Below are 16,767 nucleotides of genomic sequence, written 5' to 3'. Positions count from 1 at the left end.
GGGTGACAACGTCAAGATGGTCGTCACCCTGATCAACCCGGTGGCGATGGACGAAGGCCTGCGCTTCGCCATCCGCGAAGGCGGCCGCACCGTCGGCGCCGGCGTGGTCTCGAAGATCATCGAGTAAGCCTGCAGTACCGGTGGTTGCATAGCGCCGCCGGTTACGCGAATGGCGGGCCGGGAACCTCGGTCCGCCTTCGCCGTCTAAGGGAAGGCAAGTTTCAACACGTACGCCAGTAGCTCAATTGGCAGAGCAGCGGTCTCCAAAACCGCAGGTTGGGGGTTCGAGTCCCTCCTGGCGTGCCATCTGCCCACCTTATCCAGCGGCCTGGGCCGCTAAAGCAGACACAGCCGGATGAATAGCAAGATCGAACACTCCAAGGACACCTCCGCCAACGGCGGGGATATCGTCAAGTACGTCGCCGCATCGCTGCTGGTGCTGGCCGGTCTGTTCGTCTGGTTCTGGTTCTCCGCCGACTCCGGTCGCGCCACCCAGCTGGGTGCGTGGGCGGGTCAGCTGCGTGCGTTGGCGGTCGTGGTCGGTCTGGTTGGCGGTATCGGCGTGTTCTTGCTGACCGGCAAGGGGCGCGACACCCGCGAATTCCTCTCCGAGTCGCGCTTCGAACTGCGCAAGGTGGTCTGGCCGACGCGCCAGGAAGCCATCCGCATGACCTGGGTCGTGATGGTGGTGGTGACCATTCTCAGTCTGTTGCTGGGTGGGTTCGATTACGTCATTCAGTGGCTGGTTCAGTTGTTCCTGAGCCGCTAAGGAGAATTGCATGAAGCGTTGGTACGTCGTTCACGCCTATTCGGGCTTCGAGAAGTCGGTGGCGCAGGCTCTGCGCGATCGCATCGTCCGTGACGGCATGGAAGAGCGCTTCGGCGATGTCCTGGTCCCGACCGAAGAAGTGGTCGAGATGCGCGCTGGCCAGAAGCGCCGCTCCGAGCGCAAGTTCTTCCCGGGTTACGTGCTGGTCCAGATCGAGACCCACGAAGAAGCCGGTATTCCGCGCATCGACAACGAAAGCTGGCACCTGGTCAAGGAAACCCCGCGCGTGATGGGCTTCATCGGCGGCACCGCCGACCGTCCGCTGCCGATTGCCGATTCCGAGGCTGAAGCCATCCTGAACCGCGTTCAGGAAGGTGTCGAGAAGCCGCGCCCGAAGGTGCTGTTCGAACCGGGCCAGATGGTCCGCGTCACCGACGGCCCGTTCAACGATTTCAATGGCGTCGTCGAAGAGGTCAACTACGAGAAGAGCCGTCTGCGCGTCTCGGTGCTGATCTTCGGACGTGCCACTCCGGTCGAACTCGAGTTCGGCCAGGTCGAAAAGGCCGTCTGATCCAGCTGTAGAGTCGAGCTTGCTCGACTTTGCTGATCGGTCGAGCAAGCTCGACTCTACGGAACCAGGAACCGGGCCTTGCCCGGTTTCGCCCGTTTATGTGCCGCTTCAGGCATGTGAAGAAAAAACCTGATATAGTGCGCGGCTCCCCGCTGGGAAGCCAGCAGGACGAGGCCGCCGCAAGGTGGCCTTCAGCATGATTTCAAAACGCGATGCCGGGACGCGTGATTCCCGGTCCGATGGGGAGCCTGTTGTCGAAAGGCGCTAGCACCCGGAGAGTACTCACATGGCAAAGAAAGTTGTCGGTTACATCAAGCTGCAGGTGAAGGCCGGTCAGGCCAACCCCTCGCCGCCGGTCGGTCCTGCGCTGGGTCAGCGCGGTCTGAACATCATGGAATTCTGCAAGGCGTTCAACGCTGCCACGCAGAAGCTCGAGCCGGGTCTGCCGGTTCCGGTGATCATCACGGCCTACTCGGACCGTACGTTCACCTTCATCACCAAGAGCACCCCGGCCACCACCCTGCTGAAGAAGGCCGCTGGCATCTCGTCGGGCTCCAAGCGCCCGAACACCGAGAAGGTCGGCAAGGTCACCCGTAAGCAGCTGGAAGAGATCGCCAAGGCGAAGGAACCGGATCTGACTGCCGCCGATCTGGACGCCGCCGTGCGTACCATCGCTGGCTCTGCCCGTTCCATGGGCCTCGTGGTGGAGGGTTAATAAGATGGCACAGACCAAGCGTGAGAAGGCCATCAAGGCCGCCGTCGTTCCGGGCAAGGCATACGCCTTCGAGGACGCGATCAACATCCTGAAGAGCGCCACCAAGGCCAAGTTCGTCGAGTCGATCGACGTCGCTGTGCGCCTGGGCGTCGATGCGAAGAAGTCCGACCAGCAGGTCCGTGGCTCCACCGTGCTGCCGGCCGGTACCGGCAAGTCGGTCCGCGTCGCCGTGTTCGCTCCGGCCGGTGCCAAGGCTGATGAAGCCCTGGCCGCTGGCGCCGAAGCCGTCGGTATGGATGATCTGGCCGAGAAGATGCAGGCCGGCGATCTGAACTACGACGTCGTCATCGCGACCCCGGACGCCATGCGCGTCGTCGGTAAGCTGGGCACCGTGCTGGGCCCGCGCGGCCTGATGCCGAACCCGAAGGTCGGCACCGTTTCCCCGAACCCGGGTGAAGCCGTGAAGAACGCCAAGTCGGGTCAGGTCCGTTACCGCACCGACAAGGCCGGCATCATCCACTGCACCATCGGCAAGGCCGACTTCGCCGAAGACGCGCTGAAGTCGAACCTGACCGCGCTGCTGCTGGACCTGATCAAGGCCAAGCCGGCCACCTCGAAGGGCACCTACCTGCAGAAGGTTTCGGTCAGCTCGACGATGGGCCCGGGCGTCACCGTCGACCAGTCGTCGCTGACCCTGAAGTAATTGTTTCAAGCGGTCACGGTACCTTCGGTGCCGTGACCGTGACATTTGAAGGCATCGTTGGCAGTGCATCGCCCGCGGTAGCCGTCAAAGACCGCAGGCGCGGTCGTGGCAATACCGGCGACGGGCACGGAAGCTCGATCTGGCAAGGAGTCGCCGCCGGAGCAGTCATGAGCGCTTAATCGATTCCCCGGAATCACCCTGCGTAGATGGTGCCCTTCTGGAGTTTTTCTGGTTCACGCACGTCTGGGATTTCCCTGATTGCCTCCAGGTCTGGAACGGCCCACCCCCGGAACATCATCCCGATGTTCCCGGCGTCCAGGACGGATGCCGCACAGGACCGCACACGGCAGGAGCCGTAAGCGGAGTTCAATAGGAGGAGTGCAATGGCTCTCAATCTGTCCCAGAAGCAAGAAGTAGTCGCCGAGCTGGCAGACGTCGCCGCCAAGGCCCACTCCTTGATCGCAGCCGAATACGCTGGCACCACGGTCGCCCAGATGACCGCGATGCGCAAGCAGGCTCGTGAAACCGGTGTTTTCTTGAAGGTTGTCAAGAACACCCTGGCTTCGCGCGCCGTTGAAGGCACCGAGTTCGCAGTCGCCCAGGACCAGATGGTTGGTCCGCTGCTGTACGCGTTCTCGCTCGAGGAGCCCGGCGCTGCCGGTCGCCTGATCAAGGAAGCCGCCAAGGGCAACGACAAGCTGAAGGCTAAGGTCGTCGCCATCGGTGGCGAAGTGTTCCCGGCAAGCCACGTCGACGTGCTGGCATCGCTGCCGACCCGCGACCAGGCCCTGGCCATGCTGGCCCGCGTCCTGACCGAGCCGGTCACGATGTTTGCCCGCGCCATCAAGGCCGTTGGCGAGAAGCAGGGTGGTGGCGACGTCGCCGCCGACGCTGCCGAACCGGCCGCCGAGACCGCCTGAGTTTCGACTTACCGTGGTTCCTGACGGAACCTCAACCCAGAAAATCATCCAAAGGTATTAATCATGTCCCTTACCAACGAACAGATCGTCGACGCCATCGCCGAGAAGTCCCTGATGGAAGTGATGGAGCTGGTCAAGGCCATCGAAGAGAAGTTCGGCGTCTCCGCCGCTGCTCCGGTCGCCGTGGCTGCTGCCGCTGGCCCGGCCGCTGCTGTTGAAGAGCAGACCGAGTTCACCGTCACCCTGAAGTCGGCCGGCGACAAGAAGGTCGAAGTCATCAAGGCCGTCCGCGCCATCACCGGCCTGGGCCTGAAGGAAGCGAAGGACCTGGCCGAAGCCGGTGGCGTCCTGAAGGAAGGCGCTTCGAAGGAAGACGCCGAGAAGATGAAGAAGGACCTGGAAGCTGCTGGCGCGACTGTCGAAGTCAAGTAAGCAGTTACCTTGCATCGTCACCGATTCACGGCGATGCAGCCAAGGCTGGGGGCGTAAGCCCCCGGCCTTTGGTCGTTGTTGCGGTGTCGGTAGAGTCGACTGTTGGTCGACTGCTGTGAAGGAAGTCGACTAACAGTCGACTCTACCGTTTCAAATGCAGCAAAAAGCCCAACACGGGCTGCAGTCAAACCCCCGCCGGCCAGCGCAGCGCGCGGCAGCAGGGGCGTGGTAGCAGACGAGTTGGCAGTTGGAAGTAGCGGGAGAAGGCGTGCTGGTGCCGGCAATACCAGCGACTTCCAACTGACAATTTCAAGTTCCCTTCGGATCGTGGGCGCACGATCCGCACAACAAGGTGGAAGACCTCATGACGTCCTATTCGTTCACCGAAAAAAAGCGTATCCGCAAGGATTTCGGCAAGCAGCGCTCGATTCTCGAAGTGCCGTTCCTGCTCGCCATCCAGGTGGATTCCTATCGTGAATTCCTGCAGGAAAACGTCGATCCGGCCAAGCGCACGGACCACGGCCTGCATGCTGCGCTGAAGTCGGTCTTCCCGATCGCCAGCTACAGCGGCAACGCTGCCCTGGAATACGTCGGCTACAAGCTGGGCGAACCGGTCTTCGACGAGCGCGAGTGCCGCCAGCGTGGCATGAGCTACGGCGCCCCGCTGCGCGTGACCGTGCGCCTGGTGATCTACGACCGTGAGTCGTCGACCAAGGCCATCAAGTACGTGAAGGAGCAGGAGGTCTATCTGGGCGAAATCCCGCTGATGACCGAGAACGGCACCTTCATCGTCAACGGCACCGAGCGCGTCATCGTCTCGCAGCTGCACCGCTCGCCGGGCGTGTTCTTCGACCACGACCGTGGCAAGACCCACAGCTCGGGCAAGCTGCTGTACAGCGCCCGCATCATTCCTTACCGCGGCTCCTGGCTGGACTTCGAGTTCGACCCGAAGGACGCACTGTTCACCCGTATCGACCGTCGCCGCAAGCTGCCGGTGTCGATCCTGCTGCGCGCGCTCGGCTACAGCAACGAAGAGATGCTGGCCGAGTTCTTCGAGATCAACACCTTCCACATCAACCCGGATGAAGGCGTCCAGCTGGAGCTGGTGCCGGAGCGCCTGCGTGGCGAAACCCTGGGCTTCGACCTCGCCGACGGCGACAAGGTCATCGTGGAAGCCGGCAAGCGCATCACCGCGCGCCACATCAAGCAGCTGGAAGCCTCGGGCATCGCCGCCCTGGCCGTGCCGGACGACTACATCGTCGGCCGCATCCTGTCGCACGACGTGGTTGACGCCTCGACCGGCGAACTGCTGGCCCAGGCCAATGACGAGATCACCGACGAGCAGCTGCAGGCCTTCCGCAAGGCCGGTGTGGATGCCGTGGGCACCCTGTGGGTGAACGATCTGGATCGTGGCCCGTACCTGTCCAACACCCTGCGCATCGACCCGACCAAGACCCAGCTGGAAGCCCTGGTCGAGATCTACCGCATGATGCGTCCGGGCGAGCCGCCGACCAAGGACGCTGCGCAGAACCTGTTCCACAACCTGTTCTTCACCTTCGAGCGCTACGACCTGTCCGCGGTCGGCCGCATGAAGTTCAACCGCCGCGTGGGCCGCAAGGAGACCACCGGCGAAGCCGTGCTGTACGACAGCAAGTACTTCGGTGAGCGCAACGACGAAGAGTCCAAGCGCCTGGTCGCCGCCCACGGCGACAGCTCCGACATCCTGGACGTGATCAAGGTCCTGACCGAGATCCGCAACGGTCGCGGCGTGGTCGACGATATCGACCACCTGGGCAACCGTCGCGTGCGTTCGGTCGGCGAAATGGCCGAGAACGTGTTCCGCGTGGGCCTGGTCCGCGTCGAGCGCGCGGTCAAGGAGCGCCTGTCGATGGCCGAGTCCGAAGGCCTGACCCCGCAGGAGCTGATCAACGCCAAGCCGGTTGCCGCTGCCATCAAGGAGTTCTTCGGCTCCTCGCAGCTGTCGCAGTTCATGGACCAGAACAACCCGCTGTCGGAAGTGACCCACAAGCGTCGCGTCTCGGCCCTGGGCCCGGGCGGCCTGACCCGTGAGCGCGCCGGCTTCGAAGTGCGCGACGTGCACCCGACCCATTACGGCCGCGTCTGCACCATCGAAACCCCGGAAGGCCCGAACATCGGCCTGATCAACTCGCTGGCCGTGTACGCCCGCACCAACCAGTACGGTTTCCTCGAGACTCCGTACCGCAAGGTCGTGGACGGCAAGGTCTATGACGAAGTCGAGTTCCTGTCGGCGATCGAAGAAAACGAGTACGTCATTGCGCAGGCCAACGCGCTGACCGACGCCAAGGGCACCCTGACCGAGCAGTTCGTTCCGTGCCGCTTCCAGGGCGAATCGCTGCTGAAGCCGCCGGCGGAAGTCCACTTCATGGACGTCTCGCCGATGCAGACCGTGTCGATCGCGGCCGCGCTGGTTCCGTTCCTGGAGCACGATGACGCGAACCGCGCACTGATGGGCGCCAACATGCAGCGTCAGGCGGTGCCGACCCTGCGTGCGCAGAAGCCGCTGGTCGGTACCGGCATCGAGCGCGCCGTGGCGCGTGACTCCGGTGTGACCGTGAACGCCCGCCGTGGTGGCGAGATCGTGCAGATCGACGCGGCCCGCATCGTGGTCAAGGTCAACGAGGAAGAGATCGTTGGCGCCACCGATGCAGGCGTGGACATCTACAACCTGGTCAAGTACACCCGTTCGAACCAGAACACCTGCATCAACCAGCGTCCGCTGGTCCAGGTGGGTGACGTCATCGCCCGCGGCGACGTGCTGGCCGACGGTCCGTCCACCGACATCGGCGAACTGGCCCTGGGCCAGAACATGCTGATCGCGTTCATGCCGTGGAACGGCTACAACTTCGAAGACTCCATCCTGCTCTCCGAGCGCGTGGTGGAAGAGGATCGTTACACCACGATCCACATCGAAGAGCTGACCTGCGTCGCGCGTGACACCAAGCTGGGGCCGGAGGAAATCTCCGCCGACATCCCGAACGTCTCCGAGCAGGCGCTGAACCGCCTGGACGAGAGCGGCGTGGTGTACATCGGTGCGGAAGTCCGCGCCGGCGACATCATGGTCGGCAAGGTCACCCCGAAGGGCGAAAGCCAGCTGACCCCGGAAGAGAAGCTGCTGCGCGCGATCTTCGGCGAGAAGGCTTCGGACGTTAAGGACAGCTCGCTGCGCGTTCCGCCGGGCATGGACGGCACCGTCATCGACGTGCAGGTCTTCACCCGCGACGGCATCGAGAAGGACAAGCGCGCCCGCCAGATCGAAGAGTCTGAAATCAAGCGCGTCAAGAAGGACTTCGACGACCAGTTCCGCATCCTGGAAGCCGCCATCTACATGCGTCTGCGTTCGCAGATCGTGGGCAAGGTGGTCAACGGTGGCGCTGGCCTGAAGAAGGGTGACGTGATCACCGACGCCTTCCTGGACGGCCTGAAGAAGGCTGACTGGTTCGCCCTGCGCATGAAGGACGAGGACGCTTCGGAAGCCATCGAGCGCGCGCAGAAGCAGATCCAGGCGCACGAGAAGGAATTCGAGCGTCGCTTCGCCGACAAGCGCGGCAAGATCACCGCCGGCGACGACCTCGCCCCGGGCGTGCTGAAGATGGTCAAGGTGTTCCTGGCCGTGAAGCGCCGCATCCAGCCGGGCGACAAGATGGCAGGCCGCCACGGCAACAAGGGTGTGGTCTCCAACGTGGTGCCGGTCGAGGACATGCCGTACATGGCCTCGGGCGAAACCGTGGACATCGTGCTGAACCCGCTGGGCGTGCCGTCGCGTATGAACATCGGCCAGATCCTGGAAGTGCACCTGGGCTGGGCGGCCAAGGGCCTGGGCCGCAAGATCCAGGCGATGATGGAGGCCCAGGCCGCCGTTGCCGACCTGCGCAAGTTCCTGGACGACATCTACAACCACGACGACACCAACGTGGCCAACCGTGTCGACCTGTCGCAGTTCAGCGACGAGGAACTGCTGCGCCTGGCCCGTAACCTCACCGACGGCGTGCCGATGGCCACCCCGGTGTTCGACGGTGCCACCGAAGCGGAAATCAAGCGCATGCTGGAACTGGCCGACCTGCCGAGCAGTGGCCAGACCCAGCTGTACGACGGCCGCACCGGTGAAGCGTTCGATCGCCACACCACCGTGGGTTACATGCACTACCTGAAGCTGAACCACCTGGTCGACGACAAGATGCACGCCCGTTCGACCGGTCCGTACTCGCTCGTCACCCAGCAGCCGCTGGGCGGCAAGGCGCAGTTCGGCGGCCAGCGCTTCGGTGAAATGGAAGTCTGGGCGCTGGAAGCCTACGGCGCGGCCTACACCCTGCAGGAAATGCTGACGGTGAAGTCCGATGACGTGCAGGGCCGCAACCAGATGTACAAGAACATCGTCGACGGTGAGCACGAGATGGTCGCGGGCATGCCGGAATCCTTCAACGTGCTCGTGAAGGAAATCCGCTCGCTGGCCATCAACATGGAACTGGAAGACAACTGATCCATGCCGGCGCGGCGGTCAACGCCGCCGCGCCGCTGGCAGTGAACTGAAAGCCCATCGACACAGCATTCCTCCTTCTGGAGAACACCATGAAAGACCTGCTCAACCTCTTCAACCAGCAGCGCCAGACGCTGGACTTCGACGCGATCAAGATCGCGCTGGCTTCGCCGGACCTGATCCGTTCGTGGTCCTTCGGCGAAGTGAAGAAGCCGGAAACCATCAACTACCGTACCTTCAAGCCGGAACGCGACGGCCTGTTCTGCGCCGCCATCTTCGGCCCGGTGAAGGACTACGAGTGCCTGTGCGGCAAGTACAAGCGCATGAAGCACCGCGGCGTGGTCTGCGAAAAGTGCGGTACCGAAGTGACCCTGGCCAAGGTGCGCCGCGAGCGCATGGGCCACATCGACCTGGCCTCGCCGGTCGCGCACATCTGGTTCCTCAAGTCGCTGCCGTCGCGCATCGGCCTGATGCTGGACATGACCCTGCGCGACATCGAACGCGTGCTGTACTTCGAAGCCTACGTGGTGACCGAGCCGGGCCTGACTGCCCTGGAGCGCCGCCAGCTGCTGACCGAGGAACAGTACCTGCAGGCCCGCCAGGAGCACGGTGACGACTTCGACGCCGCGATGGGCGCCGAGGCCGTGTACGAACTGCTGCGCACGATCGACCTGCAGTCGGAAATGACCCGCCTGCGCGAGGAAATCGCCGCTACCGGTTCGGAAACCAAGCTCAAGCGCCTCACCAAGCGCATCAAGCTGATCGAAGCCTTCCTGGAATCGGGCAACCGTCCGGAATGGATGGTCATGACCGTGCTGCCGGTGCTGCCGCCGGACCTGCGTCCGCTGGTCCCGCTGGATGGCGGCCGCTTCGCGACCTCCGACCTGAACGACCTGTACCGCCGCGTCATCAACCGCAACAACCGCCTGCGCCGCCTGCTCGAACTGAGCGCGCCGGACATCATCGTGCGCAATGAAAAGCGCATGCTGCAGGAGTCGGTCGATGCACTGCTGGACAACGGCCGTCGTGGCCGTGCCATCACCGGCACCAACAAGCGCCCGCTGAAGTCGCTGGCCGACATGATCAAGGGCAAGCAGGGTCGCTTCCGCCAGAACCTGCTCGGCAAGCGCGTCGACTACTCGGGCCGTTCGGTCATCGTGGTCGGCCCGTACCTGCGCCTGCACCAGTGCGGCCTGCCGAAGAAGATGGCGCTCGAGCTGTTCAAGCCGTTCGTCTTCGCCAAGCTGCAGCGTCGTGGCCTGGCCACCACCATCAAGGCCGCCAAGAAGCTGGTCGAGCGCGAAGAAGCCGAAGTCTGGGACATCCTGGAAGAGGTCATCCGCGAGCATCCGGTGATGCTGAACCGTGCGCCGACCCTGCACCGTCTGGGCATCCAGGCGTTCGAGCCGGTGCTGATCGAAGGCAAGGCCATCCAGCTGCACCCGCTGGTCTGCACCGCGTTCAACGCCGACTTCGACGGTGACCAGATGGCCGTCCACGTGCCGCTTTCGCTGGAAGCCCAGCTGGAAGCGCGTGCGCTGATGATGTCGACCAACAACATCCTGTCGCCGGCCAACGGCGAGCCGATCATCGTGCCGTCGCAGGACGTCGTGCTGGGTCTGTACTACATGACCCGCTCGCTGGAAAACAAGAAGGGCGAGGGCATGGCCTTCGCCAACATCGCCGAAGTGAAGCGTGCCTACGACAACCGCGTGGTGGAACTGCACGCGCGCGTCAAGGTCCGCATCACCGAAGTGGTGACCGACGAAGACGGCAACAAGCAGAACAAGACCTCGATCGTGGACACCACGATCGGTCGCGCCCTGCTGGCTGAAATCCTGCCGGAAGGCCTGCCGTTCGCGCTGGCCAACACCGAGCTGACCAAGAAGAACATCAGCCGCCTGATCAACTCCAGCTACCGCCAGCTGGGCCTGAAGGACACGGTCGTGTTCGCCGACAAGCTGATGTACACCGGCTTCGCGTACGCGACCCGCGCCGGTGTCTCGATCGGCATCGACGACATGCTGATCCCGGACGAGAAGAAGGGCATCCTCACCGAGGCCGAAGCCGAAGTGCTGGAAATCCAGGAGCAGTACCAGTCGGGCCTGGTCACCGCCGGCGAGCGCTACAACAAGGTGGTCGACATCTGGTCGCGCACCAACGAGCGCATCGCCAAGGCGATGATGGACACCATCGGTACCGAGAAGGTGGTCAATGCCAAGGGTGAGACCATCGACCAGAAGTCGATGAACTCGCTGTACATCATGGCCGACTCCGGTGCGCGTGGTTCGCAGGCGCAGATCCGTCAGCTGGCCGGCATGCGTGGCCTGATGGCCCGCCCGGACGGCTCGATCATCGAGACGCCCATCAAGGCGAACTTCCGCGAAGGCCTGAACGTGCAGGAGTACTTCAACTCCACCCACGGTGCCCGTAAGGGTCTGGCCGATACCGCGCTGAAGACCGCGAACTCGGGTTACCTGACCCGTCGTCTGGTCGACGTGGCACAGGACGTGGTGATCACCGAGGTGGATTGCGGTACCACCGAAGGCCTGATCATGACCCCGATCGTGGAAGGCGGCGACGTGGTCGAGCCGCTGAAGGACCGCGTGCTGGGTCGCGTGGTTGCCGAGGACGTGTTCCTGCCGGGCAACGACGAAGATCCGATCGTCACCCGCAACACCCTGCTGGACGAAGCCTGGGTTGCCAAGCTGGAAGATGCCGGCGTGCAGACCATCAAGGTCCGCTCGACCATCTCCTGCGAATCGGCCTTCGGCGTCTGCTCGCGCTGCTACGGCCGCGACCTGGCCCGTGGCCACCTGGTCAACATCGGTGAAGCGGTCGGCGTCATCGCCGCCCAGTCCATCGGTGAGCCGGGTACCCAGCTGACCATGCGTACGTTCCACATCGGTGGTGCGGCGTCGCGAGCTGCTGCGGTCGACAACATCACCGTCAAGACCACCGGCTCGGTCAAGTTCAGCAACCTCAAGTCGGTCGAGCATGCCAACGGCTCGCTGGTGGCAGTGTCGCGCTCGGGCGAAATCTCGGTGCTCGATGCCCACGGCCGTGAGCGTGAACGTTACAAGCTGCCGTACGGTGCGACCATCACGTCCAAGGACGGTGATGCGATCAAGGCTGGCCAGACCGTGGCCAACTGGGATCCGCATAACCACCCGATCGTGTCGGAAGTGGCCGGTTTCATCCGCTTCATCGACTTCGTCGACGGCATCACCGTCATCGAGAAGACCGACGAACTGACCGGCCTGGCGTCGCGCGAAATCACCGATCCGAAGCGTCGTGGTACCCAGGCCAAGGACCTGCGCCCGATCGTGCGCATCGTCGACGCCAAGGGCAACGACCTGTCGATTCCGGGCACCGACCTGCCGGCGCAGTACCTGCTGCCGCCGCGCTCGATCGTCAACCTGCAGGACGGCGCTGCCGTCGGCGTGGGTGACGTGGTCGCCAAGATCCCGCAGGAAGCGTCGAAGACCCGCGACATCACCGGTGGTCTGCCGCGCGTGGCCGATCTGTTCGAAGCGCGCAAGCCGAAGGATCCGGCGGTGCTGGCCGAGCGTTCGGGCATCATCAGCTTCGGCAAGGACACCAAGGGCAAGCAGCGCCTGATCATCAAGGACACCGATGGTTCGGAGCACGAAGAGCTGATCCCGAAGTACCGCCAGGTCATCGTGTTCGAAGGCGAGCATGTGACCAAGGGTGAAACCATCGTGGACGGCGAGCCGAGCCCGCAGGACATCCTGCGCCTGCTGGGTGTCGAACCGCTGGCCGCCTACCTGGTGAAGGAAATCCAGGACGTGTACCGCCTGCAGGGCGTGAAGATCAACGACAAGCACATCGAGGTGATCACCCGCCAGATGCTGCGCAAGGTCGAGATCACCGACCAGGGCAGCAGCAAGTTCCTGAACGGCGAACAGGTGGAGCGCCAGCGCGTTATCGAGGAGAATGCCCGCCTTGCAGCCCGCAATGAGCTGCCGGCGCACTTCGATCCGGTCCTGCTGGGTATCACCAAGGCCTCGCTGGCGACCGAATCGTTCATCTCGGCCGCGTCGTTCCAGGAAACCACCCGCGTGCTGACCGAAGCGGCCGTCCGCGGCACCTCGGACAACCTGCGCGGCCTGAAGGAAAACGTCATCGTGGGTCGCCTGATTCCGGCCGGTACCGGCCTGGCGTACCACAGCAACCGCCGCCGCGGCGCCTCCGGCCTTACCGAGTCGGAAATGCAGACCCTGGCCGGCACTCCGGCTGCGGTCGAGGCCGCGGCGGTTGAAGCCGAAGCTGAACAGGCCTCGGGCGAAGAATGATGCATCCGGTCCGGCCGCAAGGCCGGACCACCCGGGCGGTAGAGTCGACTGTTGGTCGACTGCCATCGAGAGTCGGCTAACAGTCGACTCTACCGGCGCAGGGCAGGGTGGACCTCGCGGTTCACCCCGCCAACCTGAACGGGGTACATGGAGGCCCCCCAGTAACGTTCCGGGATCAGGAGCGGGCTTGACAGGAGGCGTTTGACTGCTTTCCTGGCAGGTTGCTACAATCGTCTGTCTCAGCAGGCCAGAATTTTGGCCTGCTTTAACATTTCCGCATCTCTGGCCGGATTTTCCGGCCACCAATCAGAAGAACCTACTGATGGCGACGATCAACCAGCTGGTCCGCAAGCCGCGGCAAGCGACCACCTACAAGAGTGCCTCGCCGGCGCTCGACAAGTGCCCGCAGCGCCGTGGCGTCTGCACCCGTGTCTACACCACCACTCCGAAGAAGCCGAACTCGGCTCTGCGCAAGGTTGCCAAGGTCCGCCTGACCAACCAGGAAGAAGTGATTTCCTACATCGGTGGTGAAGGCCACAACCTGCAGGAGCACTCCGTGGTCCTGATCCGCGGCGGTCGCGTCAAGGACCTGCCGGGTGTGCGTTACCACACCGTTCGTGGCTCGCTCGACGCCGCCGGCGTTGCCAAGCGTCGCCAGGCCCGTTCCAAGTACGGCGCCAAGCGTCCGAAGGCATAAGGAGAGAGCACAATGTCGCGTAAGGGTAATACTCCGCAGCGTTCCGTCCTGCCCGATCCGAAGCACGGAAGCGAAACCATCGCCCGTTTCATCAACATGGTCATGCAGAGCGGCAAGAAGTCCGTCGCCGAGAAGATCGTGTACGGCGCCATGGACGTGATCACCGAGAAGAACAGCAGCGCCAACGCCATTGAACTGGTGCAGAAGGCTCTGGACAACGTCGCTCCGGCGGTCGAAGTCAAGTCGCGCCGCGTCGGTGGTGCCACCTACCAGGTGCCGGTCGAAGTGCGTTCGTCGCGCAAGATGGCCCTGGCCATGCGCTGGCTGATCGACTCCGCGCGCAAGCGCGGCGAGAACACCATGCCGAAGAAGCTGGCTGCTGAACTGATCGACGCCTCGGAAAACCGTGGCGGCGCCATCAAGAAGCGCGAAGAAACCCACCGCATGGCCGAAGCCAACAAGGCATTCGCCCACTACCGCTGGTGAGTTTGACGGCCTTGTAAAACAGGCAGGGCAGCACCACTTCGGTGCGTGCTGCCTCGCGGTCCCAGAAAGACTGCGCCAATCCGAAGGCCGCCGAAAGGCGGCGTTCGGCCATCCGAAATCCAAGAAATCTGAGAGGCTCCCGTGGCCCGTTCCACTCCCATCGAGCGTTACCGTAACTTCGGCATCATGGCTCACATCGATGCCGGCAAGACCACCACGTCCGAGCGCATCCTGTTCTACACCGGCAAGAGCCACAAGATCGGTGAAGTGCACGACGGCGCCGCCACCATGGACTGGATGGAGCAGGAGCAGGAGCGTGGCATCACGATCCAGTCCGCTGCCACCACCGCGTTCTGGAAGGGCATGGACAAGTCCCTGCCGGAGCACCGCTTCAACATCATCGACACCCCGGGGCACGTCGACTTCACCATCGAAGTGGAGCGCTCGCTGCGCGTGCTCGACGGTGCCGTCTTCGTCCTGTGCGCCGTCGGTGGCGTGCAGCCGCAGTCGGAAACCGTGTGGCGCCAGGCCAACAAGTACCACGTGCCGCGCATCGCGTTCGTCAACAAGATGGACCGCACCGGTGCCAACTTCCAGAAGGTCGTCGGCCAGCTGAAGGCCAAGCTGGGCGCGGTTGCCGTGCCGATGCAGCTGCCGATCGGCGCTGAAGACAACTTCAAGGGCGTTGTCGACCTGCTGAAGATGAAGGCCATCCACTGGGATGAAGCCTCGCAGGGCATGAAGTTCGAGTACAGCGACATCCCGGCCGATCTGCAGGCGGCTGCGGAAGAAGCTCGCCAGTTCATGGTCGAGACCGCTGCCGAAGCCAGCGAAGAGCTGATGGAAAAGTACCTGGGCGGCGAAGAGCTGGCCGAGGCCGAAATCATCAACGCGCTGCGTACCCGTACCCTGGCCACCGAGATCGTGCCGATGTACTGCGGCTCGGCCTTCAAGAACAAGGGCGTGCAGGCCATGCTGGACGGTGTGATCCAGCTGCTGCCGTCGCCGGTCGACGTGCCGGACGTGAAGGGCGTGGACGTTGACGACGACACCGTCGAAATGACCCGCAAGTCGGACGACAAGGCGCCGTTCTCGTCGCTGGCCTTCAAGATCATCACCGACCCGTTCGTCGGCGCGCTGACCTTCTTCCGTGTCTACTCGGGCACCCTGAACGGTGGCGACACCGTGCTGAACTCGGTGAAGGGCAAGAAGGAGCGCATCGGCCGCATCCTGCAGATGCACTCGAACAACCGCGAGGAAATCAAGGAAGTTCTGGCTGGTGACATCGCTGCTGCCGTGGGCCTGAAGGACACCACCACCGGTGACACCCTGTGCGCCGTGGATGCGCCGATCATCCTGGAGCGCATGACGTTCCCGGAGCCGGTGATCTCGATGGCCGTCGAGCCGAAGACCAAGTCGGACCAGGAAAAGATGGGTCTGGCGCTGGGTCGCCTGGCGCAGGAAGATCCGTCGTTCCGCGTCAAGACCGACGAAGAATCCGGCCAGACCATCATCTCGGGCATGGGCGAGCTGCACCTGGACATCATCGTCGACCGCCTGAAGCGCGAGTTCAACGTTGAAGCCAACGTCGGCGCGCCGCAGGTGGCCTACCGCGAAACCATCACCCTGGCTGACGTCAAGTCGGACTACAAGCACGCCAAGCAGTCCGGTGGTAAGGGTCAGTACGGTCACGTCGTGATCGAGCTGTCGCCGATCACCGCTGAAGATCGTGCCGATCCGAAGATCGCTCCGATGATCAAGGACGATTTCCTGTTCATCAACGACATCACCGGCGGCGTGATCCCGAAGGAATTCATTCCGTCGGTTGAAAAGGGCCTGCGCGAAACCATCACCAGCGGCCCGCTGGCTGGCTTCCCGGTCGTGGACGTCAAGGTGAAGCTGGTGTTCGGTTCGTACCACGACGTCGACTCCTCGGAAATGGCGTTCAAGCTGGCTTCGTCGATGGCCTTCAAGCAGGGCTTCGCCAAGGCCAAGCCGGTGCTGCTGGAGCCGATCATGAAGGTCGAGATCGTGACCCCGGAGGATTACCAGGGTGACGTGATGGGCGACGTCAGCCGTCGTCGCGGCGTGCTGCAGGGTTCCGACACCACCGGTGACGGTTCGGCCAGCATCATCAACGCGATGATCCCGCTGGGTGAAATGTTCGGCTACGCCACTGCTCTGCGTTCGCAGACCCAGGGCCGCGCCACCTTCACCATGGAATTCGATCACTACGAGCCGGCTCCGACCAACATCGCCGAAGCCGTCATGAAGAAGGGCTGAGCCTCGCTCAGCCTCTCTTGAAACCATTTACGAACAATCAAGGTATAGAACAATGGCAAAGGGTAAGTTCGAGCGCACCAAGCCGCACGTCAACGTCGGCACCATCGGTCACGTTGACCACGGCAAGACCACGCTGACCGCTGCACTGACCAAGATCGGTGCCGAGCGCTTCGGTGGCGAGTTCAAGGACTACTCCTCGATCGACGCCGCTCCGGAAGAAAAGGCGCGTGGCATCACGATCTCGACCGCGCACGTCGAATACGAATCCCCGATCCGTCACTACGCCCACGTTGACTGCCCGGGCCACGCCGACTACGTCAAGAACATGATCACCGGTGCCGCCCAGATGGACGGCGCGA

Annotated in this window: 12 protein-coding genes, 1 tRNA gene and 1 pseudogene; all 14 read left to right on the top strand. The window is 63.4% G+C overall.

The genetic code is table 11. From position 1 onward, the window contains the following. Positions 1-127: pseudogene (gene tuf / locus H4O10_RS21730) on the top strand (elongation factor Tu); the annotation flags it as partial. 103 nt (positions 128-230) lie between these two features. Beyond that, a tRNA-Trp gene (locus H4O10_RS21725) sits at positions 231-306 on the top strand. Positions 307-355: 49 nt separating this feature from the next. Further along, a complete protein-coding gene (secE, locus tag H4O10_RS21720) occupies positions 356-769 on the top strand; it encodes a preprotein translocase subunit SecE (RefSeq protein ID WP_049454742.1) in 414 nt (137 codons plus the stop codon). Between the two features lie 10 nt (positions 770-779). Continuing rightward, entirely contained in the window at positions 780-1,340 is a 561-nt protein-coding gene (nusG, locus tag H4O10_RS21715) for a transcription termination/antitermination protein NusG (RefSeq protein WP_004154362.1), read from the top strand. A gap of 286 nt (positions 1,341-1,626) precedes the next feature. Further along, complete coding sequence (gene rplK, locus H4O10_RS21710) at positions 1,627-2,055, top strand: 50S ribosomal protein L11 (RefSeq protein WP_004145248.1); 429 nt, start codon at positions 1,627-1,629, stop codon at positions 2,053-2,055. Positions 2,056-2,059: 4 nt separating this feature from the next. Next, positions 2,060-2,758, top strand: coding sequence for a 50S ribosomal protein L1 (gene rplA, locus H4O10_RS21705; protein WP_004154350.1), 699 nt, complete (start codon positions 2,060-2,062; stop codon positions 2,756-2,758). A gap of 383 nt (positions 2,759-3,141) precedes the next feature. Further along, positions 3,142-3,678, top strand: a complete 537-nt coding sequence (gene rplJ / locus H4O10_RS21700) for a 50S ribosomal protein L10 (protein ID WP_005408203.1) — start codon at positions 3,142-3,144, stop codon at positions 3,676-3,678. Positions 3,679-3,741: 63 nt separating this feature from the next. Further along, positions 3,742-4,110, top strand: coding sequence for a 50S ribosomal protein L7/L12 (rplL, locus tag H4O10_RS21695; RefSeq protein WP_005408204.1), 369 nt, complete (start codon positions 3,742-3,744; stop codon positions 4,108-4,110). Positions 4,111-4,474: 364 nt separating this feature from the next. Next, complete coding sequence (gene rpoB / locus H4O10_RS21690) at positions 4,475-8,629, top strand: DNA-directed RNA polymerase subunit beta (protein WP_005408205.1); 4,155 nt, start codon at positions 4,475-4,477, stop codon at positions 8,627-8,629. A gap of 89 nt (positions 8,630-8,718) precedes the next feature. Then, entirely contained in the window at positions 8,719-12,942 is a 4,224-nt protein-coding gene (rpoC, locus tag H4O10_RS21685) for a DNA-directed RNA polymerase subunit beta' (RefSeq protein ID WP_033835427.1), read from the top strand. Positions 12,943-13,264: 322 nt separating this feature from the next. Continuing rightward, positions 13,265-13,639, top strand: coding sequence for a 30S ribosomal protein S12 (gene rpsL / locus H4O10_RS21680; RefSeq protein ID WP_004145320.1), 375 nt, complete (start codon positions 13,265-13,267; stop codon positions 13,637-13,639). A 12-nt stretch (positions 13,640-13,651) separates the two neighbouring features. Further along, the gene (gene rpsG, locus H4O10_RS21675) at positions 13,652-14,125 is read left to right on the top strand and encodes a 30S ribosomal protein S7 (RefSeq protein ID WP_004145321.1); all 474 of its coding nucleotides are present in this window, start codon (positions 13,652-13,654) and stop codon (positions 14,123-14,125) included. Positions 14,126-14,266: 141 nt separating this feature from the next. Next, positions 14,267-16,408 carry an elongation factor G gene (gene fusA, locus H4O10_RS21670; protein ID WP_019662237.1) on the top strand — a complete coding sequence of 714 codons (2,142 nt, stop codon included), beginning with the start codon at positions 14,267-14,269 and terminating at the stop codon, positions 16,406-16,408. Positions 16,409-16,460: 52 nt separating this feature from the next. Then, the coding region (locus H4O10_RS21665) for a GTP-binding protein (RefSeq protein ID WP_235304032.1) at positions 16,461-16,767 on the top strand (307 nt) is incomplete at its 3' end.

Origin of the sequence: Stenotrophomonas sp. I18B00994 (assembly GCF_014145825.1) — a bacterium.
In the GTDB taxonomy this organism is placed as follows: Bacteria; Pseudomonadota; Gammaproteobacteria; order Xanthomonadales; family Xanthomonadaceae; genus Stenotrophomonas; species Stenotrophomonas maltophilia.
This window is presented reverse-complemented; position numbering and strand designations above follow the sequence as displayed.